Below are 24,022 nucleotides of genomic sequence, written 5' to 3' on the forward strand. Positions count from 1 at the left end.
GGAGTATCTGGCGGCGTTCGAGAACTGAACGGTGCGCGTCCGTTCAATCCAGTTCCAGCAACACCGGCTGATGATCTGACGCGCGCGTCGCACCGTCGATTTCACAGCTTCGCAGGCGGTCGCGCAAATCCTCCGTAATGAAGACGAAATCGCAGGTGAGCGGGCCTGATGACCATTGCTCGGTGTCATACACGCCGGCAGTGGGGGGCGGCGTAACCCCGGGATGGAGCGTCGTCCAGGCGTCGATGAAAGCGGGGCTGCCTGCGAGCGGTTCCAGCATCCGCCGATACGCCTCGCTACCGAAGCTGCTATTGAAATCGCCGCAGACGATCGCGCTGACAGGGCGTGCCGTCAAGGTGAACGGCCCTTCGGTGGTCTCCGCTTTGGCTGGGTGTGCGGCGTGGTCAACCGCTTCCAGTTGCAGACGTCGCAGCGCGTCGACCTGCGCGAGCCGTTGTGTGACCGAATAGAACTCCAGGTGCGTCGTCAGCACCCGCAACGCACCGCCTGGGGCCTGCAGTTCGGCTTCGAGTGCGACACGCTGCATCGACGGGGCGACAGGATCCGCCGGCCACGGCAGCGCGTGACGGGTGACGCGCCCCACCGGCCAGCGCGTGGCCAGCGCATTGCCGAACTGCCGGCGTTGCACACCCGGCCCGAGTGGCCCGAGTGGCGCAAGGTCGGCGCCGATTGCCTCGACGATCGTGAAGTCCGGCAGCGCCGCGGCCAGTTCGGCGAACTGATCGTCGCCCGGATGGCCGGGCAGTGCAGCAAAACCACGCGTGATTTCCTGCAGGCACAGCACGTCGAAATCGGCGAGCCGCCGTGCTTCCGCGAGCGTGCGCGCCAGGTCCACGCCGCCTGCCGCGTTGCGTCCCCACTGGACATTCCAGCTGATCAGTCGCATCGTCAAATCTCCGTCGCCGGTTGCGGTTCGTCTACAATCTCGCCTTCGCCCAACTGTTTGTCAGGAAGCCGCAGGTGTCTCAGATCGCCCCTCATCGCGCCCCCAATCGAACCTCCAACCGCTCGTCGCGAGGCAAGAAAAAAGCGTCCGCCGAGGCGGGTGCGCCCCTTGTGCCCGTTAATGCCCCAGTTCTGGAAGTCGAATCGCTCGACATGGAAGCACGCGGCGTGGGCCGCACCGTCAATGAAGACGGCACGCCGGGCAAGGTGATTTTCGTCGAGGGCGCGCTGCCCGGCGAACGGGTTAGCTATTTGAGTTATCGCAGGAAGCCGAGTTTCGAACAGGCGGAAGTGGTCGATGTACTGAGCGAAAGCGTAATGCGCACCAAGCCGCAGTGTCAGTTCTTCGGCACCTGCGGCGGCTGCTCGATGCAGCATCTGGACGTGCGGGCGCAGATCGCCGTCAAGCAGCGCGTACTGGAAGACAATCTCGCGCATCTGGCCAGGCTGCGGCCCGAGACGATGTTCCGTCCGATTCACGGCCCGTCCTGGGGATACCGCTACCGGGCGCGTCTGACCGTGCGCAATGTCGCGAAAAAGGGCGGCGTGCTGGTGGGGTTCCACGAACGCAAGAGCAGCTTTATCGCCGATATGACAAGCTGCGAAGTGTTGCCGCCGCACGTCTCGGCGATGCTGGTGCCGCTGCGCCGACTGGTCGAAGGGCTGTCGATTCGCGAGCGCATGCCGCAGATCGAACTGGCAGTGGGCTCGTCAGTGACGGCGCTGGTGCTGCGCATTCTCGAGCCGATCAACGCCGCCGACGAGCAATTGCTGCGCGACTTCGCCGATCAGCATCAGGTGCAGTTCTGGCTGCAGCCGAAGGGGCCGGAAACGGTGGCGCCGTTCTATCCGCTCGACGCGCGGCTTGACTACACGCTGCCGGAATTCAACATCCGCATGCCGTTCAAGCCGACCGATTTCACCCAGGTCAATCACCAGATCAATCGTGTGCTGGTGGGCCGTGCGCTGCGGCTGCTGGCGCCCTCGCGAACCGATCGCGTGCTCGATCTGTTTTGCGGGATCGGCAATTTCACGCTGCCGCTCGCGCGGATTTCGAAGGAAGTGGTGGGCATCGAAGGCAGCGAGGTGCTGACCACGCGTGCTCTGGCCAATGCCGAGGGAAATGGCGTGGCGGGTCATACGTCGTTCGCGTGCCGCAATCTGTTCGAGGTCACCGCCGACGACATGCGCGCGCTCGGTCACTTCGACAAATTCCTCATCGATCCGCCGCGTGAGGGCGCGCTGGCGGTATCGAAGGCGCTGGCGGAGATTGCGCAAAGCGGTGAAGGTCCGCTGCCCAGCCGGATTGTCTACGTGTCCTGCAACCCGTCGACCCTCGCTCGCGACGCCGGTCTGCTGGTCCACGAGGCCGGCTACCGGCTGAAGGGCGCGGGCGTGGTGAACATGTTCCCGCACACGTCGCACGTGGAGTCGATTGCGCTGTTCGAACGCGACTAGGTTCGCGCGGCGGCTCGCCATGGGCGCGGCCGCTGTCCGAGGTGCCGCAATCACCGCGACTAACCGGAAAGCCGCAATGAGCCTGAACCCGGACCGCCAATAAAAAACGCCACGACTTCGTGGCGTTTTTTCATTAAGCGCGGCTGCAGACCAACTACATCACCCGCAGCCGCGCTCGAATGGCACGTGGCTTAGAACTGCCACCACGATTTTTCCGTACCCGGGCGCGCGTGCCCGGTGATGTACGGGCTGTCCGGGAAGGTGCCGGCCAGCACGCGGCGGGTGTCGTCGGCCATTTGCGGCTGATCCAGCTTCTGATACGACAGGATCATGATATGCAGCGCGTCTTCAATAGCCGGTGCATTCTTGTATTCCTTGATGGTCAGCTGTGCGCGATTGATGGCCGCTACATAAGCGCCCCGACGGTAGTAGTAGTCCGCCGCATGCACTTCGTGCGAGGCCAGCGCATTCACGATGTAGCGCATGCGTTGCGCTGCGTCCGGCGCATACTTGCTGTTCGGATACTTGTCGACCACGACCTTGAACGCGTCATACGACTCGCGCAGCGACTTCGGATCACGCTCGCTCATGTCCTGGCCGGAGAAGCGGCCGAACAGACCGAGGTCGTCGTTGAAGTTGATCATGCCCTTCAGGTAGTACGCGTAGGCAATATCAGGATGACCCGGATGCAGCTGGATGAAGCGGTCGACAGCCGTGTTGGCGGCGTCGGGTTCGCTGTCTTTCCAGTTGCAGTAAGCGACGTTGATTTGCGCCTGCTGGGCAAAGTGGCCAAACGGATCACGACCCTGAAGCATCTCGAAGTATTTCGCGCACTTGGCCCAGTCGCCGCCGGACAAGGCGTCGTTCGCCTCCGTATATAATTTGTTGTTGGCCCAGGTGGCCGTTTCATCGGTCTTTTCCGGCAGGCCGTGGCAAGCCGCCACGAGAGCAATGGCCGCAAGGCATGCAAAATATCTGGCCACTTTCGCGGCCGTCTTGTGGGCCGCTATCTTCAGGGCTGCCGTTTTGGCCGTTTCAGTATTGATGTTCAAGGCTCGCATTTTCCAGTCTAGCTTTACGTCCAGGTGACCCAGACTCAATGACCCGTTCAAATAATCCGGTTCCCGCTACTGGCACCCGGAATAGCAACAAAGATTATAGCCCAAGCGCTGACCCCTCCGACGCGTTGGCTGGGGATTCGTTAGATGACGATCTCGACAGTGAAGCGCTGACGCCCGCAGGGGCCCCGGCCGATGTGCCGACGGTGGCCGGCCGCGATGTGGACAATAGCCCGCGGGTCGTCGCGGTGCCGGACGAACTGGCCGGCGAACGGCTCGACAAGGTGCTCGCCAAAGTCTTTCCAGAGTTCTCCCGCAACCGGCTGCAAAGCTGGATCGAAGCAGAACGCGTGCGGGTGGACGGCAAACCCGCCAGGATTCGTCAGCCGGTGCCGTTGGGCGCGCACATCGAGCTGGTGCCCGACCTGCTGCCCGAGCAGCTCGCCTTCACGCCCGAGCCGGTGCCGCTCGAGATCGTCTACGAGGACGACACGCTGGTCGTCATCAACAAGCCCGCCGGCATGGTGGTGCATCCTGCCGCCGGCAACTGGAGCGGCACGGTGCTCAATGGGCTCTTGCATCGTTACGGGGAGTCGGCGGCGGGCTTGCCGCGCGCGGGTATCGTGCATCGGCTCGATAAGGAAACCTCGGGCCTGATGGTGGTCGCGCGCACGCTCGAGGCGCAGACGGATCTCGTGCGCCAGCTGCAGGCGCGCACCGTGAAGCGCCGCTATCTGGCGCTCGTGTGGGGCAACATGCCGGACGAAGGCACCATCGACGCACCGATTGGCCGTGACCCGCGCGAACGCACGCGCATGGCCGTGGTGACGAGCGCGGCGGGCAAACCCGCGCGCACGCACTTTCGCCGCGTCGACTCGGCAATCTGGCAGCGGCAACCGGTGTCGGCAATTCACTGTGATCTGGAGACTGGCCGTACGCATCAGATTCGCGTGCATTGCGCTCACATTGGCCATCCGTTGCTCGGCGATCCGGTCTATGGCCGCGCCCGCGGCAAGCGTTCGGTTACGCCATTGCCGGACGGCTTCGCGCGTCAGGCTCTGCACGCGTGGCGCCTTGGTCTGATTCATCCGCAGACCGGCCGGGAGATGCAATGGCGCGCGGAGGTGCCTGAGGATATGGCGGTGCTGTCGGCGGCGCTCGGACTCGGCCGTGACGAAGAGGGCGAATTCGACGAAGCGTATTACGAAGGTGAGGAAGGTGAAGGCTACGAAGCTTCCTTCGATGACGAAGACTACGACGATGAAGATGACGACCATGAGGACGATCGCGCATGACGCAGCCTGAGGTGCCCGTGGAGCCGCCATCGGGGTCGCTGCCCGGGCTGTCGCTTGCCGACGTGCGGCAACCCGGGTGGGACGTGTCGCCGCGCGTGCGCGCACTTGTCACCACGCGCAACGGCGGCGTGAGCTTGCCGCCTTATGGCCGCTGGCTGGATGGCGTCGATCGCCCCGGTGGCCTGAACCTTGGGCGTCTGGCCGGCGACGATCCGGCGTGCGTCGCCGAAAATCGCGCACGGCTGATGACGCTCACGGGCGTGCAAGACGCGGCCTGGCTCGAACAGATCCACGGCGCTGAAGTGGTCCGCGCTGAGGATGTGCTCGCGCAAGCACGCGAGAGCGCGTCCATCACACGCGCCGACGCGAGCGTAACGAATCAGCCGGGGACGATCTGCGTCGTGATGGTTGCCGATTGCATGCCGGTGCTGTTGTGCGATGCTTCCGGCCGCGCGGTGGGTGCGGCTCACGCGGGCTGGCGCGGACTCGCCGCGGGCATCGTCGAAAAGACCGCACAGCGTGTCGCCGGGCTTGCCGGCGTGCCATTGCAATCCCTGCATGCCTATCTGGGCCCTTCGATCGGGCCGGATGCCTTCGAGGTGGGGGCAGACGTGCGTGACGCCTTCATGAACGGTGTCGACGACGCACAACGTGAAGCGACCGCCCGGGCATTCGTGCCGCGCGCCGCTGCGCCGGGGAAATATCTTGCAGATCTTCCCGCGCTCGCACGTTTGCGTCTGCAACGACTCGGCGTGACGCAGATTACCGGTGGCGATACCTGTACCGTCACTGAACGCGAACGCTTCTACTCGTACCGGCGTGATCGTGTCACCGGCCGTATGGCCGCGATGATCTGGCTGGCCGATTGACGCGAGCATCTCGCGCGGCCCTCTGGAAGCCATGACGGGCGGGACGCGCCAGGGTTTGTGCGGGGGCGTCCGGGTATTTTTGTTGCGCTGCGGCAGGTTGCGCGGCGGTCGCCGGAGGTGGCCCGCAAACCCGCTGAATTCAATCATTCAAGTCCTAAAAAGGCCCGGTAATACGGGCCTTTTTCATGTGTTCAGGATATTTCCCGGTGTGCTGCAATAGCATGATGAAATACATGGGGAAAACGATAATTAAAAAAATATCGCACTGCGGCAAAATCGGGAACAAGCATTGACATGCCTTGCGATGGGGAGCAAGAATGTTCCTGATACACGGGACAGGGCGTGACGAGGTCGCGAGCAATCGCCCACGTGCGCAATAAACCTGCCTCTCAACCGTCCGCGAGGACTCACCGGTCAAAAGCAGGTATGGCAGCATCACAACATTCCTCGACTTCCTCAAGCACGGACTCCGCGACGCAGCGTACCCAGCAGGCCGGTGCCAATGCCGCCGGTCCGCAACAGCTATTCGACGCGTGGATGAATGCATGGCGCGCGCTCGGTGTGCCGCCCGCGGGCAACAGTGCGCCATTCGCGATGCCGCAAATGCCGGCCATGCCCGACTTCAGCAACGCAGCCGCCGCAATGTCGCCATTTGCGAATTTCAAGTTACCCACGGCCGCGATACCCGCCGAGCGTCTGCAGAAACTGCAGACCGACTATTCGCGCGACGCGCTGCAACTGATTCAGCAAGCGGCCGACGCGAAGCCGAAAATCCCCGAACTTAAAGACCGTCGTTTTAGCGCTGAAGCATGGAGCGCAACGCCGGCGTATGCATTTACCGCCGCGTGGTATTTATTGAACGCGCGCTATCTGCAGGAACTCGTCGAAGCGCTCGACGCCGAGCCGAAAGTGCGCGAACGGATTCGTTTCGCTGTGCAGCAGTGGACTGCTGCCGCATCGCCGAGCAACTTCTTCGCGTTGAATCCCGAAGCGCAAAAGACCTTGCTCGAGAGCCGCGGTGAAAGCCTGCGCCAGGGCGTTGCGAACCTGCTTGGCGACATGCAGCGCGGCAAGATTTCGCAAACGGACGAATCGCGCTTTGTGGTCGGCAAGAATCTCGCGAACACGGAAGGTTCGGTCGTGTTTGAAAACGACCTGATCCAGGTAATCCAGTACAAGCCACGCACGGCGACCGTGCGCGAGCGGCCGCTGCTGATCGTGCCGCCGTGCATCAACAAGTTCTACATCCTCGATCTGCAGCCGGAGAACTCGCTCGTCGCGCACGGGCTCGAGTCGGGGCATCAGGTGTTCCTGATTTCGTGGCGCAATGCCGATGCGTCGCTCGCGCACAAGACGTGGGACGACTACGTGGACGAAGGCGTGCTTGCTGCGATCGACACGGTGCGTCAGATCAGCGGACGCGAGCAGATCAACACGCTCGGCTTTTGCGTCGGCGGCACGATGCTCGCCACGGCGCTAGCGGTGGCTGCGGCACGCGGCGAACATCCGGCGGCGTCGATGACCCTGCTCACCGCCATGCTCGATTTTTCGGACACGGGTGTGCTCGATGTCTTTGTCGACGAAGCGCATGTGCAAATGCGCGAGCAGACTATCGGCGGCAAGAACGGCACGCAGCCGGGTCTGATGCGCGGCATCGAATTTGCCAATGCGTTCTCGTTCCTTCGTCCGAACGACCTGGTGTGGAACTATGTCGTCGACAATTATCTAAAAGGTCGCACGCCGACACCGTTCGACCTGCTGTACTGGAACAGCGATTCGACCAGTCTGCCAGGTCCGATGTACGTGTGGTACCTGCGCAATACCTATCTCGAGAACCGGCTGCGTGAACCGGATGCGTTGACGGTGTGCGGCGAGAAGGTGGACCTGTCGCGTATCGACGTGCCCACTTTCATCTACGGGTCGCGTGAAGACCATATCGTGCCGTGGCAAACGGCTTATGCTTCCGTGCCGTTGCTGACCGGTCCGCTGGAATTCGTGCTCGGCGCGTCGGGCCACATTGCCGGCGTGATCAATCCGCCGGCCAAGAACAAGCGCAATTACTGGGTGCTGAAGGGCGAAGACAGGGCCTTGCCGGAGCATCCGGACGACTGGTTCGAAGCGGCCGCCGAAGTGCCCGGCAGCTGGTGGCCCGAATGGATCCGCTGGCTCGACCAGTATGGCGGCAAGAAGGTCAAGCCGCGCGCGCAGGCGGGCTCGGCTGATTTCCCGGTCATCGAGCCGGCCCCGGGGCGCTATGTGATGCAACGCGAGTAGTCGGCAGCGCGGCAACGTGCAGGTGAATGGGTTTTTTAACTTGACTGGGCGGCGGCGCGAGTGGCCGCGATGTCCCGGAGGAAATTGAAATGACTGATGTAGTGATCGTATCGGCCGCGCGTACGGCAGTCGGCAAATTCGGTGGGTCGCTGGCGAAAACCGCCGCGCCTGATCTCGGCGCGCTCGTGATTCGCGCCGCACTCGAACGCGCGGGCGTGAAGCCCGAACAGGTCAGCGAAGTCATCATGGGTCAGGTGCTGACGGCGGGCTCCGGACAGAACCCGGCGCGCCAGGCGCTGATCAAGGCGGGGCTGCCGGCCGCGGTGCCCGGCATGACCATCAACAAGGTCTGCGGCTCGGGCCTGAAGGCCGTGATGCTGGCCGCCAACGCGATCATCGCAGGCGACGCGGACATCATCGTCGCCGGTGGCCAGGAGAACATGAGCGCGGCCCCGCATGTGCTGCCGGGCTCGCGTGACGGCTTCCGCATGGGCGACGCCAAGCTGATCGACAGCATGATCGTCGACGGTCTTTGGGACGTCTACAACCAGTACCACATGGGCGTGACCGCTGAGAACGTCGCGAAGGAATACGGCATTACGCGCGAGCAGCAGGACGCGTTCGCGGCTCTTTCGCAAAATAAGGCGGAAGCCGCACAGAAGGCCGGCCGTTTCGATGATGAGATCGTCCCGGTTGAAATCCCGCAACGCAAAGGCGAGCCGCTGCGTTTCGCCACTGACGAGTTCGTGCGACATGGTGTCACAGCCGAATCGCTGGCCGGACTGAAGCCGGCCTTCTCGAAGGAAGGCACGGTGACGGCGGCGAACGCGTCGGGCTTGAACGACGGCGCGGCCGCGGTGCTGGTGATGTCTGCGAAGAAGGCCGAAGCGCTTGGCCTCACGCCGCTCGCACGCATCAAGGCGTATGCCAATGCGGGGGTCGATCCGAAGGTGATGGGCATGGGCCCGGTGCCGGCGTCGCGCCGCTGTCTGGAGCGCGCGGGCTGGAGCCCGTCGGATCTCGACCTGATGGAGATCAACGAAGCATTTGCCGCGCAGGCGCTTGCCGTGCATCAGCAAATGGGCTGGGACACCTCGAAGGTCAACGTGAACGGCGGTGCAATCGCCATCGGCCATCCGATCGGCGCGTCCGGCTGCCGGATTCTCGTCACGCTGCTGCACGAAATGCAGAAGCGCGACGCGAAGAAGGGTCTGGCGTCGCTGTGTATCGGCGGCGGCATGGGCGTCGCGCTCGCGGTCGAGCGCGCCTGAAGAGGAGTCTGACGGGCGCTGGTCTTGCAGCCGCAGTGAGGGCCGCAAGCAGGCGCGCGGTGTAGGGTAGGCCTCGCCAGCCGGTCGCCCGGCGGCAATGGAGATGCAGCACCAGGCGAGGGAAGGGGCTGCCGGTCGGCGCCTCGAAAAACGATAATGGAGTGTGATTTATGGCACAGCGAATTGCGTATGTAACGGGCGGGATGGGCGGCATCGGCACGAGCATTTGCCAGCGTCTGCATAAGGAAGGCTTCAAGGTCGTCGCCGGCTGTGGCCCGAACTCCCCACGCCGGGTCAAGTGGCTCGACGAGCAGAAGGCACTCGGCTTCGATTTCATCGCCTCGGAAGGCAACGTCGGTGACTGGGATTCGACCAAAGCGGCCTTCGACAAGGTCAAAGCCGAAGTCGGCGAGATCGACGTGCTGGTCAACAACGCGGGTATCACGCGGGACGTCGTGTTCCGCAAGATGACGCATGAAGACTGGACGGCGGTGATCGACACCAACCTGACGAGCCTCTTCAACGTCACCAAGCAGGTCATCGACGGAATGGTCGAGCGCGGCTGGGGGCGGGTGATCAACATCTCGTCGGTCAACGGGCAGAAGGGCCAGTTCGGTCAAACGAATTACTCCACCGCAAAGGCCGGCATTCACGGCTTTACCATGTCGCTGGCTCAGGAAGTCGCTACCAAGGGCGTCACGGTGAATACGGTGTCGCCCGGCTATATCGGCACGGATATGGTTAAATCCATCCGCCCCGACGTGCTGGAAAAGATCGTCGCGACGATTCCGGTGCGCCGTCTTGGCCATCCGGATGAAATCGGCTCGATCGTTGCATGGCTCGCGTCGGACGAATCGGGATTTTCCACGGGAGCCGATTTCTCGTTGAACGGTGGGTTGCATATGGGCTGATCCGTGAGGCGTTCCGTCACGAGACGGAGCACTGCATGGTTCAGGTGTTTCCGGCGGCGTCTCGCACGCGCAATCATGGCCCGATTGCGTGTGCGACAGGACGCCGTTTCTGCGCTTTCAATGGCGCTCAAAGGCGTTAAATGACCACTACTACAAAGAAAACTGCCGAACGACTCATCAAGAAATATCCGAACCGTCGGCTCTATGACACCGAGACAAGCACCTACATCACGCTTACCGATGTCAAACAGCTCGTGCTGGATCAGGAGGATTTCAAGGTTATCGATGCGAAGAGCAACGAGGACCTGACGCGCGCCATTTTGTTGCAGATCATCCTGGAAGAAGAGAGCGGCGGCCTGCCGATGTTCTCGTCGTCGATGCTCTCGCAGATCATCCGTTTTTATGGGCACGCGATGCAGGGGATGATGGGCACGTATCTCGAGAAGAACATTCAGGCGTTCATCGACATTCAGGCAAAGCTCGCCGACCAGTCGAAGAACCTGTACGAAGGCAAGGCCATGAACCCCGAAGTCTGGTCGCAGTTCATGAACATGCAGGCGCCGATGATGCAAGGCATGATGACCAGCTATATCGAACAGTCGAAGAACATGTTCGTGCAGATGCAGGAACAGATGCAGAACCAGGCCAAGTCGATGTTCAGCACGTTCCCGTTCACGCCGGCCAATCCGCAGACGAATCCGGAGCCGGAGAAGAAGTAAGCGCAAGGCAGCCGGGTGGAATGGGGCAAACGCTGCCGGACGGGTATGAGTGGGAGTGTGAGCGAGCACGGCGGGCGGGGTCGGCCCGCCGCGCGGTACAATGGCGGGTTGCGTGCGCAGGGCGTAGTTTGGTCATGTCGCCGTCGCGCGCCGTACGGCGGCCGTCGAGGCCGCCAGTCGCGGTCGAGCACACCTGCTATCGCCCGTCTTTGCTACAGCCATCGCCATTCTTCGCCGGACCACAATTTTTATGTCGCAGACCCCCACTTCCGCCGCGCCCACGCCTTCGCCTGTCCAGATAGCCCCGAAGGTCGGTTTCGTCTCGCTTGGCTGTCCCAAAGCCCTGGTCGACTCCGAGCAGATCATCACGCAACTGCGCGCCGAAGGCTATGAGATCTCCGGCACGTACGATGGCGCCGACCTCGTCGTCGTCAACACCTGCGGCTTCATCGACGAAGCGGTGCAGGAAAGCCTCGACGCAATCGGCGAGGCGCTGACGGAAAACGGCAAGGTGATCGTCACCGGCTGCCTCGGCGCGAAGAAGAGCGCGAGCGGCTCGGGTCTGATCGAAGAAGTGCACCCGAAGGTACTGGCCGTGACCGGCCCGCACGCGGTCGGCGAAGTCATGCAGGCGGTGCATAGTCATCTGCCGAAGCCGCACGATCCGTTCGTCGATCTGGTGCCCGCCGCGGGCGTGAAGCTCACGCCGCGTCACTATGCGTATCTGAAGATTTCTGAAGGCTGTAACCACCGCTGCACGTTCTGCATCATCCCCTCCATGCGCGGCGACCTCGTCTCGCGCCCGGTGGCCGAAGTGATGCTCGAGGCGGAAAACCTGTTCAAGTCCGGCGTCAAGGAGCTACTCGTCATTTCGCAAGATACGAGCGCTTACGGCGTGGATGTGAAATACCGGACGGGATTCTGGAACGGCAAGCCCATCAAGACGCGCATGACGGACCTCGTCGCGGCGCTCGGCGAACTGGCCGCGCAATATGGCGCGTGGGTGCGCCTGCATTACGTCTATCCGTACCCGAGCGTCGACGAAGTCATTCCGATGATGGCGGAAGGCCCGTTCAAGGGCCATATCCTGCCGTACCTCGACGTGCCGTTCCAGCACGCTCATCCGGAAGTGCTAAAGCGCATGAAACGACCAGCCAACGCGGAGAAGGTGCTGGAGCGCGTGCGCGCCTGGCGTGAGGTGTGTCCGGACCTGACTATTCGCAGCACGTTTATCGCCGGTTTTCCTGGCGAGACCAAAGAGCAGTTCCAGACACTGCTCGACTTCATTCGCGAAGCAGAACTGGATCGCGTGGGCTGCTTCGCTTACTCGCCGGTGGAAGGTGCGACGGCCAACGAACTCGACGGCGCATTGCCCGATGAAGTGCGCGAGGAACGCCGCGCCCGTTTCATGGAAGTAGCCGAGGAAGTATCGGCGAAGCGGATTGCCCGCAAGGTCGGCAAGACGCTCAAGGTGCTGGTCGACGAGATCAATACCGACGGCGGCGTGGGCCGCACGGCCGCCGACGCGCCGGAGATCGACGGCGTCGTGTATATCGCGCCGACCAGCAAGGCGTCGAAGCGCTACAAGGTAGGCGATTTCGTGTCGGTGAAGATCACCGGTGCCGACGGCCACGATCTGTGGGGCGAGGTCTGATTCAATGACAAACCCGTCGAACGCAGCGGCACCCGCCATCCTCGCGCTCGGCGAGGCGATGGTCGAATTCAACCAGTCGTCGAAAGACCAGCCGAACTATCTGCAAGGGTTCGGCGGCGACACCTCGAACTTCTGCTTTGCGGCCGCCCGCCAGGGGGCGACGACGGGCTTCATATCCGCCGTGGGCGACGATCATTTCGGGCGTCTCCTGCTCGATCAATGGCAGTGCGAGTCGGTCGACACGTCGCTCGTCAAGATCGATCCGCGCGCGCCCACTGGCGTCTACTTCGTTTCGCACGGACCGGAGGGACATCAGTTCGACTATCTGCGCGCGGGTTCGGCCGCGAGCCGCTACGCGCCTCATGATTTGCCGCTCGAGGCGATTGCGGCGGCTCAGGCGCTACATCTGTCCGGCATCAGCCTCGCGATCAGCACGAGTGCCTGCGACGCCGCGCTGGCCGCCATCGCGCATGCACGAGCAAATAACGTGAAGGTCAGTTTCGACACGAATCTGCGTCTTAAACTGTGGCCGCTGGCGCGGGCCCGCGCAGTGATGTTCGATGCGATCCGCCACACCGATATCTGCTTGCCCAGCTGGGACGACGTGACTGTGTTGACGGGGCTCACGGGCTGTGACGAGATCCTCGATTTTCTGCTGGCGCTCGGACCGCGCGTGGTCGCGCTCAAGCTCGGCAAGCAAGGCGCGTATGTGGCGACGCCGGATGAACGCCGCATGGTGCCAGGCCACGTCGTGAACGCGGTGGATGCGACCGGCGCCGGCGACTGCTTCGGCGGCGCGTTCATGGCGCGCATCGTGGCCGGTGACGACCCGTTTGCCGCGGCGCGCTATGCGAATGCTGCGGCGGCGCTGTCGACGCAAGGATTCGGGGCGGTTGCGCCGATTCCCCACCGCACTGTGGTCGAACAGGCGCTGGCCGGCTGAACGCGCGCAGCGTTACGTTATGTAAGCCGCGGACGCTCCAGGGGCGCCGCATGCAGACCGGCGATCGAAGCATCAGGCGGTCATCGAAGCAGCCGCCGTGCAGGCTGCGAAAATGCATATTGGAGAAGAGGAGCGAGTGATGCAACGAGACGTAGTGGTGGTAAGCGGTGTGCGTACCGCAATCGGCGATTTCGGCGGCAGCCTGAAGGACTTTTCTCCGACCGCGCTAGGTGCGCGCGTCGTCCGCGAAGTGCTGGCACGGGCGAACGTGAATGGCGACGAAGTCGGTCAGGTGGTGTTCGGCAACGTGGTTCACACCGAACCTAAAGATATGTATCTGGCCCGCGTGGCCGCGCTCGACGGCGGCGTCGCGCAACACGCGCCCGCGCTGACGGTCAACCGGCTGTGCGGCTCCGGCTTGCAGGCCATCGTCTCGGCGGCGCAAAGCGTGCTGCTCGGCGACGCGGACATCGCAATCGGCGGGGGCGCGGAAAACATGAGCCGGGCGCCGTACATCATGCCCGCGGCGCGCTTCGGGCAGCGCATGGGCGACGCCCGACTCGTCGACATGATGCTCGGCGCGCTGAACGATCCGTTCCAGTCCATCCACATGGGTGTGACCGCCGAGAACGTCGCGAAGAAATATGACATTTCGCGCGAGGCGCAGGACGCGCTTGCGCTGGAATCGCATCGTCGTGCGGCCCATGCGATTGCGAGCGGCTATTTCAAGGAACAGATCCTGCCGATCGCGATCCCGTCGAAGAAGGGTGATGTCGTCTTCGAACAGGACGAACATGTGCGCTTGAATGCGTCGGTGGAAGATTTTTCGAAGTTGAAGCCGGTGTTCGCGAAGGAGAACGGCACGGTGACGGCGGGCAACGCGTCCGGCATCAACGACGCAGCGGCAGCCGTCGTGCTGATGGAGCGCAGCGTCGCGCAACAACGCGGCATCAAGCCGCTGGCGCGCCTCGTCGCCTATGCGCATGCAGGCGTCGATCCGGCCTATATGGGAATCGGCCCGGTGCCGGCCACGCGCAAGGTGCTCGAACGGGCCGGCCTGAGCGTCGCGGATCTCGATGTCATCGAAGCCAACGAGGCGTTCGCGGCACAGGCCTGCGCGGTCAGCAAGGAACTCGGGCTCGATCCCGCGAAGGTCAATCCGAACGGCTCAGGCATCTCGCTTGGCCACCCGATCGGCGCGACCGGCGCCTTGATCACCGTGAAGGCGCTGTACGAACTGCAACGCATTGGCGGGCGTTACGCACTCGTGACGATGTGCATTGGCGGCGGCCAGGGCATCGCGGCGATTTTCGAGCGGATTTGAAGGATCTGAAGCCAGGTGCGACTTGCCTGGCTTCTTGCAATCAGGAAGGAACGAATGCAGGCATTGAAAGCGATGAATGGGGCCGCGCGCCGGCGTGGCTGGACGACAGCCACGCTACGCGGCGCGGCGGCGTTGCTGCTGGTCATGGGCGCGGCTGCTGTGATGCCTGCGCAGGCCTGGGCGCAAAGCGATGCGGTCAAGGAACTGGCCGCGCCGCCGCCAATCCAGCTGCCGCTTAAGCCAAGCCCGGAATTCGCGAAGTTTCCGCGGTTCGCGGGTATGCTCGGCAAGCGTCAGATCGTCTTGCGGCTGGGTCCGAAGTCCGATGATCCCGCCGGCGTACACGGCGAGTATCAGTTCACCGACACGGGCGAAGTGATCCTGATTGCCGGCGACCGTGACGGCGACACGCTCGAAGTCGAAGAGTCGAACGACGGCACGCACATCACCGGCAACTGGGTGGGCAAGTTTGCCGCGGACGGCACGCTCGGGGGCGACCGCATGAACGTCGACGATTCTGATCCGCAGCCCTTCGATCTGCGTCCATTGGCGCCCGGGCAGCCGGTGCCGGCGGCCAGCGCGCAAAGTGCTGCGCCTTCCGCTGCGACCGCGCCTGCGCCGGCGACACCCGCGGTCGCCGCGAGTGGCGGCCACGCGGTAAACGGTGTCAGCAATTTGAGTATCGGTGACTAAGCGTATCCATGACCCAATCCAAATCCAAACGCGGCTTGCAGACGCGCATCGTACGCGCTGAAGACCAGCTCACGCCGGGCTTCGAATCTTTCGCGGTGCCGGTGGCGCGCGCCTCGACCGTGGTGTTCCCTGATCTCGCGACGATGCGTTCACTCGACTGGCGCAACGACGCTCAGTGGCGTTATGGGTTACACGCCACGCCCACTTCGTCGACGCTCGCGCAGCGGCTCGCCGCGATCGAAGGCGGTAATCAGGCGCTGCTGCAACCGTCGGGCCTGTCGGCGATTTCCAACGTGTACTTCGGTCTGGTCAAAGCCGGCGACGACGTGCTGATTCCCGACAACGTCTATTCGCCGAACCGCGAGCATGGCGAGTGGCTCGCCAAAGACTTCGGCATTACGGTGCGGTATTACGATCCGCTGATCGGTGCGGGGATTGCCGATCTGCTTCAGCCGAACACCCGGCTGATCTGGCTCGAAGCACCCGGCTCGGTGACGATGGAAGTGCCCGATGTGGACGCGATCACCGCGGCGGCGCGGGCTCGCAACATCATTACCGCCATCGACAACACATGGTCCGCCGGGCTCGCGTTTCGTCCATTCGAGCATGGCGTCGATATCTCGGTGCAGGCGCTGACCAAGTACCAGTCCGGCGGCGGCGACGTGCTGATGGGCGCAACCATTACCGTCGAGCGCGAGCTGCATCTGAAACTGAAGGCGGCGCGGATGCGCATGGGCATTGGCGTTTCGGCAGACGACTGCTCGCTGATCCTGCGCAGCTTGCCGAGCATGAAGGTGCGCTTCGAGCAGCACGATCGTAGTGCACTGGCTATTGCAAAGTGGCTGAAGACGCGCCCCGAGATTGCCGCGGTGCTGCATCCCGCGTTGCCTGATTGCCCGGGTCACGAGATCTATCGACGCGACTTCACGGGTGCCGGTGGCCTGTTTTCGGTGGTGTTCGACGGACGTTACAGTCCGGCGCAAATCGATACGTTCTGCGAGTCGCTCGAGCTGTTTTCGATCGGCTGGAGCTGGGGCGGGGCGCATAGTCTTGTTATGCCGTACGACATTGCATCCATGCGAACCGCAGCACAGTGGCCGCATCGCGGCACGCTGGTGCGTTTCTATATTGGCCTCGAAGAAGAGGCGGATCTGCAGGCGGATATGGAACGCTGTCTGAATGCCTTGGGGTAGAGGCTTCGCGGGTTGACGGAGTGGGGCAAAGCCCGTCGAGAGTGTCTCTCGATGGGCTTTTTCTTTGCTTCACGACAACGCGTGGCGGCGCGACCTGGCCATTCGGCCGAATGGTCTCGAGCGAGACTGGCCGATACGATAAAGCAGATCTGATCAACGGCCGCCGCTGCGGGCTCAACCTCAATGAATTTTTTCTTCTGGCTGCTGCTGAATCTCGTTGTACCGATCGTCGTGCCTGTTTTTACGTTGGCGCTCACGGTCGTCACACACGGATATGGAGTCGCGCGGCAACTCGTTATCGGGTCGGTCAGAGACGGTCAGTTGTTGTGGTCTGCGACCGCGCTGTCAGCCTCAGCCATTTACGATGCTGTGATCGCGCTAGAGGCCCGAGGTGCAACGCCTGTGCTGGAGCTTGCGGTTGCGGGGTTTTGCGTCTTTGCCTTTGTCAGTTCGGTCATCGTCATGATGGCGACCACGAAGACGTGCAACGACGAACGGGGCGACCAAAGAAGATCAAGGCGCTTGCGGCCGCCAATTGGGCCGCCGGGCACGCGGATAACTGGATTTTCGATTGGACTGGTGAGCGCCGTCTCAATCTGTTTCGCCGCACTACACCTTTATTTAAGATAGTTAAAATTAGCCTGTTTGAGATAAAATTCAGGCTCAATCAGGAGGGGGCATGTTCGACTACATTCGTTATATCCAGACGGGTGACAACGCCGACAGGATGATCAAGTGGGCGGCTTACGTCGGTATCGCGGCAATGGGGATATCTACCACTGCCATGGGCATTGCGATTGTTCTCCGGCATATCCAATGAAACCAGGCGGCCTTCGAGTTGATCTCACGCATCAAAACAGCCGCAGCAACCCGTCCAGCCCGACGTAGTTAAACCCGACGCTCGCCGCTTCGCGCACCACCGGCTTCGCCCTGAATGCGACGGATAGTCCAGCTGCGGCCATCATCTTCAGATCGTTCGAACCGTCGCCCATCGCGATGGCGCGCGCGGGGTCGATGCCCAGTTGCGCGCAGGTTTCGCGCAACGTGCGTGCCTTGACGTCGGCGTTGACGATCTCGCCGCTCACCTGACCGGTCAGCTTGCCATCGACGATTTCGAGCGTATTGGCATGCGTGAAATCCAGGCCAAGACGCGTCTTCAGCTTTTCCGTGAAGAACGTGAAGCCGCCCGACACCAGTAGCGTCTTCAGGCCCGCAGCCTTGGCGCCCGCCAGCATTTGTTCCGCACCCGGCGACAGGCGCAGCCGCTCTTCATAGACACGTTCCAGCGCGCTCGCGTCGAGGCCTTTGAGCAATGCCACGCGGCGCGTGAGACTTTCGTTGAAATCCTGGATTTCGCCGCGCATGGCCGCTTCGGTGATTGCAGCGACCTCAGCCTTCAGGCCGCAATAATCGGCGATCTCGTCGATGCATTCGATCGTGATCAGCGTTGAATCCATATCCATCGCGACGAGGCCGAAGTCACGCAAGTGCCGGCCCGCCTCGACGAACGCGTAATCGAGCGCGTGCGTGCCGCAGTAGACGTCCAGATCGGCGCGCTGGCCTTCGTCCACATCGGCAATGCGAATCGCGTGCGCGTCGACGATCTGCGCGTGCGAGCCGCGCGAGAGCGCGACGAGCGTCTTGTGGTGGTCGGCGGACAGCGGTGCAGGGCTTTGAATAACGAGGTTCATGACAACGCAGAAGAAAAGAGCGCACGGCGCGCGGAAAATCGCATCATTGTAACGGGTCGGCGCAATGCGACGTTCAGCATGTTTTCGAGGCTTCGCGGCCGTACCTTGCGGGTTGCGCCAGGTAGGTCGGCAGGCCGTATCTTTTGCCGCGCCGGCGCAAGAGTTACAACACGGCATCCATGTTCGCGGGCGCGCGCATCGTGGGCGCGGCGCGGTACGGCGCAAACATCGGTGGCACGCTTGCTGCTTCTCTTCCAGGTCCCGGCCTTTGGGAGTGCACAATGTCTCACATGATCTGGAAAGGCGCGATCAGCTTCGGCCTCGTGCACGTGCCGGTACAACTCTATCCGGCCACCCAATCCGAGAAAGTCGGCTTCAATCTGCTCGACAAGCGCTCGATCGATCCGATCGGTTACCGCCAGATCAACAAGCGCACCGGCAAGGAAGTCACCCGCGACAACATCGTGCGCGGCTTCGAGTACGAGAAGGACAAGTATGTCGTCCTATCTGATGACGAGATCCGCTCGGCGAATCCGGAATCCACGCAGACCGTCGACATTCTCGCTTTCGTGGATGCGCCCGACATCTCGTTTCTGTATCTGGATACGCCTTATTACCTCGCTCCGGATCGCAAGGGCGAGAAAGTCTACGCGTTGCTGCGCGAGGCGTTGAAGGCGTCCGGCAAGATCGGCGTGGCGAACGTCGTGTTGCACAACAAGCAGCATCTGGCGGCGTTGATTCCGGTCGGACCGGTGCTGGCGTTGAATACCCTGCGCTGGGGGGACGAAGTGCGCGACTTCAACGAATTGAAGTTGCCGGCAGAAGATACGAAAAAGGCCGGCGTCACGGCGCGCGAACTCGACATGGCGAAGAAGCTGATCGACGATATGAGCGACAGGTGGGATCCCTCCGCGTATCACGATACCTTCCGCGACGACATCATGGCGCTGGTGGATCGCAAGGTCCGCGCGGGGAAGACCGCAGAGATCACCGATGTCGAAACGCCGCGCGAAGCGCGTCAGTCTGCCGAGATTCTCGATCTCTCCGATCTGCTCAAACGCAGCCTTGGGCGCGGCAAGGGTAAGGCAGGTGGCCGCGCCCAAAACCAGGCCGCTTTAAAGGCAGCGGCGCAAGACGAGAGCGACGCAGACGAAACCCCTGCGCCGCCGCGCCGCAAGACGGCTTCGGTCAAACGCGCCAGCAGTAGTGGCGCGCGCGCAGCCGCTTCCCGTAAAGAGACGACGCATCGCAAACGCACGGCGGCCTAGCCATGAGCGAGCGTCTCGAGCCTTACCATCGCAAGCGCCGCTTTGACGAAACGCCTGAGCCGTCGGGCAAAGCGACGCGCAAACCCGCCGGCGCCAAAGTCGCGCCGCGCAAGTCTGCGCAGGCGCTTTCCTATGTCATCCAGGAACATGATGCGCGCCGCCTGCATTACGATTTCCGGCTCGAACTCGACGGCACGCTGAAGTCGTGGGCGGTGCCCAAGGGACCGAGTCTGGATCCGTCGGTAAAGAGGTTAGCCGTCCATGTCGAAGATCACCCGGTGGAATACGGCACCTTTGAAGGCGAGATTCCGCCCGGCAACTACGGCGCGGGTTCGGTGATCGTCTGGGATCGCGGCACGTGGCAGCCTGAGGGCGGGGTCGCCCACGCCCGCGAAGCCTATCAGGCGGGCAAGCTTAAGTTCACGCTGGATGGAGACAAACTGCACGGCGGCTGGATGCTGGTGCGCAGCCACATGCGCGGCAGCGGCGACAAGGAACAGTGGCTGCTGATCAAGGAACGTGACGATGAAGCGCGCAGCGAAGCCGAATTCGATGTGCTCGCCGAACGGCCCGGCAGCGTGCTTGACGATGGCGCTGCCGCGCCGCGCGCACGCAAACCCGCCGCGCCGCGCACTGCGGCACAACATTCGGCGCGCAGCAGCAAGAGCGCCAAACCGAAAACCAGTGGCCGCGCGCGCACGGCCGCGCCCCAAAAAACCGACATCGTGGCGAACCGCAGCACGGAATCACTGCGTACGTTAGCCGCGTCGCCCGCGATCGAAGGTGCAAGGAAGGCTGCGTTGCCCGCCACCTTCAAGCCGCAACTGGCGACGCTGGTCGACGCCGCCCCGCCGGGCGACGCATGGTCGTACGAGATCAAGTTCGACGGCTACCGCGTGCTTGCGCGTATCGATCATCACGCGAAGAAGCAGCCCGTGAGCGTCTTCACGCGCGCGGGCAACGACTGGACCGCGAAGTTCAGCAAGCAGGTGGAGGCGCTCGCGGACCTCGGTCTCGACAGCGCGTGGCTGGATGGCGAGGCGGTGGTGTTAAACGGAAAAGGCGTGCCCAATTTTCAGGCGCTGCAAAACGCGTTCGATGCCGACCGTCCGCAAGACATCGTGATCTACCTGTTCGACATTCCGTTCCTGAACGGCTACGACTTGCGCGGTGTGCCGCTCGTACAGCGAAGGGCGATTCTGCAGGCGCTGCTTGAAGAGGTCGACGATCCTATCCTGCGTTTTTCGGAAGATTTCGGCTTCGGTGCCGACGATCTGTTGAGGAGCGCCTGCGACATGGCGCTCGAAGGCATCATCGGCAAGCGGCGCGACAGTCATTACACGTCGGGCCGAACCGCCACGTGGATCAAGCTGAAATGCCGGCGGCGGCAGGAGTTCGTGATCGGCGGGTATACGGAGCCGACTGGCAGCCGCGCGGCTTTCGGTGCGCTGCTGCTTGGCGTCCATGACGGCAAGGGCAAGCTGCAATATGCCGGCCGGGTAGGCACGGGCTTCGACGCGGCACTGTTGCGCTCCGTGAAGAAAGAACTCGACTCGCTCGCGACTTCGCGCATGCCGTTCGCCGGCGCGCCGCGCGAGCGCAGCCGCACGCCGGTGCATTGGGTCAAGCCGGAGCTTGTCTGCGAATGCAATTTCGCGGAATGGACCGACGAGCGGATCGTGCGCCAGGCGTCGTTTGTCAGCTTGAGGCGCGACAAACCGGCGCGGCAGATCGTCATGGAAACGCCACGCAAAGGAGTGGACGTGCAACGACATGCAACCGACACAGGCGGCGATGCGCCCGCGAAAAAACGCACCGCGTCGAAGAGCGCCGCGAAACCTGCTGTGAAAAAGCCGCGGGTGGCCACGGCCGGTTCCAGTGCCGATCCCGACGCCAATCTCAATGCCGCGGCCGACACCGACACACCCCGCCGCACAAAAGCCTCTGCCGGCGCGACAACCACGATCGCCGGCGTGCGCATCTCGCATCCGGATCGCGTGATCGACAAGCATGGCGGCGCGCGCAAGATCGATCTCGTGCAGTACTACGAATCAGTGGCGCACTGGATACTGCCGCATCTGAAAGACCGGCCGGTTTCGCTGGTGAGGGCGCCGGAGGACATCGGAGGCGAACTGTTTTTTCAGAAGCACAGCCAGAAGCTGTCTATCCCGAATGTCACGCAGCATCCGGATCTGGACCCGGGCCATCCGCCGCTGATCACGATCGATACGCTGAAGGCGCTGATCGGCGCCGCACAGATGGGCACCGTCGAGCTGCACACATGGAACGCCGTGGCGTCGAACATCGAGAAGCCCGACCGGGTCGTGTTCGATCTCGACCCGGACCCGGCGCTGGGGTGGGAAAAGATGATCGAAGCGGCGCAGTTGACGCGTACGCTGCTGGAGGAACTCGGTCTCGTGTCGTTCTGCAAGACGAGTGGCGGCAAGGGACTGCATGTGGTCGTGCCGCTGGCGAAACAGGCGGGCTGGGACGACGTGAAGGCGTTTTCGCAGGCCGTCGCCCAGCATATGGCCGCAACGCTGCCCAAACATTTCTCCGCGAAGATGGGCGCGCAGAATCGCAAGCGCAAGATCTTCGTCGACTATCTGCGCAACAACCGCGGCTCGAGCACGGTCGCCGCGTATTCGGCGCGGGCGCGCGCTGGTCTCGGCGTATCGGTGCCGCTTGCATGGGATGAGGTTGCCGGCACCACGGCGGGCGATCAATGGACCATCGCCAACCTGCATGAACGGCTCGAATCGCTGCGGCAAGACCCGTGGGCCGACTACGCAAAGACGCGGCAACGCATCACCGCGGCCATGAAGAAGCGGCTGGATGATGCCGAAGCGGGGTGAGTACGCCATTGCGCACGCGCCTTGGGCGCTTGTGCAAAGTGAGCTCAAATGCAATGAAAACCGGAGGACGCAATGAAGACATCACCGCAGGTATCGACTGGCAGCGGCAAGCAGCCGGCCAAGGGCAAGAGCGCTCAGGCGAACGCGCATCCGCAGAAGCGTACCTTGCAGGACGAAACGGTGCCGTTGCCGCACGAGACGGATCAGAGTCCCGAATCGCAGCATGAGGACGATCCGCGTGGCGTTGGCAAACAGGCCCATCGCGATCTCGAACGCGGCCTGAAAGATACGGACCGGCGCGGCGGCGACGAGTATCAGGAGCGTACCCAAAACGACGCTCACAGCAATAGCAATTCCGCCGGCAAGGCGCAACGGGGCCGCAAACACTGACTGCACAACTGGGTACGCGATCGGGCGGCCATCGCATGAGGCCGGTTTCGGCGGAGCCGCCGTCGGACGACCTCAGCCCGGCTCGACGTCCCAATACGGCGGATCGCCGAAATGCGCGGCAAGAAAGTCGATGAACGCCAGCGTCTTCGGCGGCACGAATGCGCGGCTCGGATAGACGGCCCAGATCGCGACCGTTTCCGCGAGCGGATAGCTGTCCAGCACACTGACCAGTTCGCCGCTGCGCAAGTAGGGCGCCACATCCCACGTCGACTTGAGCGCGATGCCGAAACCGGCCAGCAGCGCGTCGCGGATCACTTCACCATTATCCGTGGCGAGCCGGCCGCCGACCCGCACGTCGAGGCGCCCGGCCGGGGTGTCGAATGCCCACGTATTCTGGTCTGACAGAATCACGCACTCGTGTTGCGCGAGCTCGGCCGGGTGATGCGGGGTGCCGTGCGCCTCCAGATAGGCGGGCGCGCAGCAGATCACGCGCCGGTTGGCGGCGAGGCGTCGCGCTACCAGCGTCGAATCCTTGAGTGCTCCGAGCCTGATCGCCAGATCGATCCCGGCGTCCACGAGATCCACCATCTGATCGGACAGCCGCAAGTCGACGCTCACGCCCGGATAGCGGCGCAAAAACTCGGGGATCACGGGCGACACGTGCTGGCGTCCGAACGACGAGGTCATCGATACGCGTAGCCGCCCCTGCGGTTCGGTCTGCGCGCGTCCGACCGAGGCGCGCGCCGCAGCGGCCGTCTCGAGCAGCCGCTGGGCATGCGCCATGAAAACTTCACCGTCCTGCGTGAGGCTGATGCGGCGGGTGGTCCGGTGCAGCAGGCGGGCGCCGAGCAGGCGTTCCAGTTGCGCCAGCCGGGCGCTCGCAACCGCGGCCGACAGCCCGAATTCACGACCCGCCGCCGACACGTTGGCGAGCAGCGCGGCCCGCACGAACAGCGCGACATCGAGCAGGTCGAGCCGCTCACGGTCGTGGACGAAGAAAGTCGGAGCGGACGCGGCAGGAGTCGTCATTCTTCGCATTTTCAAGAAGATGTTTAAGCCATTATGCCGGTTCTGAAAGAGGGAGGATCGCCCTATCATGACGGCACCGCGTTTGACTCAAGGCCACGAGAGATCTTTCAGGCCGGAACGCACGCGTGCAAGCGCATCTCTCACGCAGTCATGAACCCGCA

Annotated in this window: 21 protein-coding genes; 17 read left to right on the forward strand and 4 right to left on the reverse strand. The window is 63.1% G+C overall.

The window, feature by feature from the left end; genetic code table 11:
• Nucleotides 1-43: 43 nt before the first annotated feature.
• Complete coding sequence (locus VGH41_RS02265; RefSeq protein WP_331595721.1) at nucleotides 44-907, reverse strand: endonuclease/exonuclease/phosphatase family protein; 864 nt, start codon at nucleotides 905-907, stop codon at nucleotides 44-46.
• Nucleotides 908-1,119: 212 nt separating this feature from the next.
• Between VGH41_RS02265 and rlmD the strand changes: the two genes are divergently transcribed.
• Complete coding sequence (rlmD, locus tag VGH41_RS02270) at nucleotides 1,120-2,424, forward strand: 23S rRNA (uracil(1939)-C(5))-methyltransferase RlmD (RefSeq protein ID WP_331595749.1); 1,305 nt, start codon at nucleotides 1,120-1,122, stop codon at nucleotides 2,422-2,424.
• Nucleotides 2,425-2,615: 191 nt separating this feature from the next.
• Here the strand turns inward: rlmD and VGH41_RS02275 are convergent, their stop codons facing one another.
• Complete coding sequence (locus tag VGH41_RS02275; protein WP_331595722.1) at nucleotides 2,616-3,485, reverse strand: outer membrane protein assembly factor BamD; 870 nt, start codon at nucleotides 3,483-3,485, stop codon at nucleotides 2,616-2,618.
• Nucleotides 3,486-3,523: 38 nt separating this feature from the next.
• Here VGH41_RS02275 and VGH41_RS02280 point away from each other — a divergent pair, with 38 nt between their 5' ends.
• The 13 genes from VGH41_RS02280 (at nucleotide 3,524) to VGH41_RS02340 (ending at nucleotide 17,448) form a co-directional block, all read left to right on the forward strand.
• Complete coding sequence (locus VGH41_RS02280; RefSeq protein WP_331595723.1) at nucleotides 3,524-4,777, forward strand: RluA family pseudouridine synthase; 1,254 nt, start codon at nucleotides 3,524-3,526, stop codon at nucleotides 4,775-4,777.
• Entirely contained in the window at nucleotides 4,774-5,646 is an 873-nt protein-coding gene (gene pgeF / locus VGH41_RS02285; RefSeq protein WP_331595724.1) for a peptidoglycan editing factor PgeF, read from the forward strand. Before VGH41_RS02280 ends, pgeF begins: the two co-directional genes overlap by 4 nt.
• Before the next feature lie 426 nt (nucleotides 5,647-6,072).
• A complete protein-coding gene (gene phaC, locus VGH41_RS02290) occupies nucleotides 6,073-7,920 on the forward strand; it encodes a class I poly(R)-hydroxyalkanoic acid synthase (RefSeq protein WP_331595725.1) in 1,848 nt (615 codons plus the stop codon).
• An 89-nt stretch (nucleotides 7,921-8,009) separates the two neighbouring features.
• Nucleotides 8,010-9,191, forward strand: a complete 1,182-nt coding sequence (locus tag VGH41_RS02295) for an acetyl-CoA C-acetyltransferase (RefSeq protein ID WP_331595726.1) — start codon at nucleotides 8,010-8,012, stop codon at nucleotides 9,189-9,191.
• A 170-nt stretch (nucleotides 9,192-9,361) separates the two neighbouring features.
• On the forward strand, nucleotides 9,362-10,102 hold the full coding sequence (locus tag VGH41_RS02300) for a 3-ketoacyl-ACP reductase (protein ID WP_331595727.1): 741 nt from the start codon (nucleotides 9,362-9,364) through the stop codon (nucleotides 10,100-10,102).
• Nucleotides 10,103-10,242: 140 nt separating this feature from the next.
• Entirely contained in the window at nucleotides 10,243-10,821 is a 579-nt protein-coding gene (gene phaR / locus VGH41_RS02305; protein WP_090683853.1) for a polyhydroxyalkanoate synthesis repressor PhaR, read from the forward strand.
• 250 nt (nucleotides 10,822-11,071) lie between these two features.
• Nucleotides 11,072-12,475 carry a 30S ribosomal protein S12 methylthiotransferase RimO gene (rimO, locus tag VGH41_RS02310; RefSeq protein ID WP_331595728.1) on the forward strand — a complete coding sequence of 468 codons (1,404 nt, stop codon included), beginning with the start codon at nucleotides 11,072-11,074 and terminating at the stop codon, nucleotides 12,473-12,475.
• 4 nt (nucleotides 12,476-12,479) lie between these two features.
• Nucleotides 12,480-13,418 (forward strand): sugar kinase, encoded by a 939-nt coding sequence (locus tag VGH41_RS02315; RefSeq protein WP_331595729.1) that lies wholly within the window; start codon nucleotides 12,480-12,482, stop codon nucleotides 13,416-13,418.
• A 139-nt stretch (nucleotides 13,419-13,557) separates the two neighbouring features.
• Nucleotides 13,558-14,742: a beta-ketothiolase BktB gene (bktB, locus tag VGH41_RS02320; RefSeq protein WP_331595730.1), complete on the forward strand. Its 1,185-nt coding sequence runs from the start codon at nucleotides 13,558-13,560 to the stop codon at nucleotides 14,740-14,742.
• A 54-nt stretch (nucleotides 14,743-14,796) separates the two neighbouring features.
• Entirely contained in the window at nucleotides 14,797-15,435 is a 639-nt protein-coding gene (locus tag VGH41_RS02325) for a hypothetical protein (RefSeq protein ID WP_331595731.1), read from the forward strand.
• 8 nt (nucleotides 15,436-15,443) lie between these two features.
• Nucleotides 15,444-16,628: a cystathionine beta-lyase gene (locus VGH41_RS02330; RefSeq protein ID WP_331595732.1), complete on the forward strand. Its 1,185-nt coding sequence runs from the start codon at nucleotides 15,444-15,446 to the stop codon at nucleotides 16,626-16,628.
• 183 nt (nucleotides 16,629-16,811) lie between these two features.
• Complete coding sequence (locus VGH41_RS02335; RefSeq protein WP_331595733.1) at nucleotides 16,812-17,258, forward strand: hypothetical protein; 447 nt, start codon at nucleotides 16,812-16,814, stop codon at nucleotides 17,256-17,258.
• Nucleotides 17,259-17,307: 49 nt separating this feature from the next.
• Nucleotides 17,308-17,448 carry a hypothetical protein gene (locus tag VGH41_RS02340; protein WP_331595734.1) on the forward strand — a complete coding sequence of 47 codons (141 nt, stop codon included), beginning with the start codon at nucleotides 17,308-17,310 and terminating at the stop codon, nucleotides 17,446-17,448.
• A 31-nt stretch (nucleotides 17,449-17,479) separates the two neighbouring features.
• Here VGH41_RS02340 and serB read toward each other — a convergent pair whose 3' ends face one another.
• Nucleotides 17,480-18,319, reverse strand: coding sequence for a phosphoserine phosphatase SerB (serB, locus tag VGH41_RS02345; protein WP_331595735.1), 840 nt, complete (start codon nucleotides 18,317-18,319; stop codon nucleotides 17,480-17,482).
• 281 nt (nucleotides 18,320-18,600) lie between these two features.
• Between serB and VGH41_RS02350 the strand changes: the two genes are divergently transcribed.
• The 3 genes from VGH41_RS02350 (at nucleotide 18,601) to VGH41_RS02360 (ending at nucleotide 22,832) form a co-directional block, all read left to right on the forward strand.
• Complete coding sequence (locus tag VGH41_RS02350) at nucleotides 18,601-19,587, forward strand: Ku protein (RefSeq protein WP_331595736.1); 987 nt, start codon at nucleotides 18,601-18,603, stop codon at nucleotides 19,585-19,587.
• Between the two features lie 2 nt (nucleotides 19,588-19,589).
• Nucleotides 19,590-22,442 carry a DNA ligase D gene (gene ligD, locus VGH41_RS02355; RefSeq protein ID WP_331595737.1) on the forward strand — a complete coding sequence of 951 codons (2,853 nt, stop codon included), beginning with the start codon at nucleotides 19,590-19,592 and terminating at the stop codon, nucleotides 22,440-22,442.
• Nucleotides 22,443-22,514: 72 nt separating this feature from the next.
• Complete coding sequence (locus tag VGH41_RS02360; protein ID WP_331595738.1) at nucleotides 22,515-22,832, forward strand: hypothetical protein; 318 nt, start codon at nucleotides 22,515-22,517, stop codon at nucleotides 22,830-22,832.
• A gap of 72 nt (nucleotides 22,833-22,904) precedes the next feature.
• On the opposite strand, the gene VGH41_RS02365 is transcribed toward VGH41_RS02360, so the two are convergent.
• Nucleotides 22,905-23,861: a LysR family transcriptional regulator gene (locus VGH41_RS02365; RefSeq protein ID WP_331595739.1), complete on the reverse strand. Its 957-nt coding sequence runs from the start codon at nucleotides 23,859-23,861 to the stop codon at nucleotides 22,905-22,907.
• Nucleotides 23,862-24,022: the final 161 nt, after the last annotated feature.

Source organism: Paraburkholderia sp. (assembly GCF_036488795.1).
In the GTDB taxonomy this organism is placed as follows: Bacteria; Pseudomonadota; Gammaproteobacteria; order Burkholderiales; family Burkholderiaceae; genus Paraburkholderia.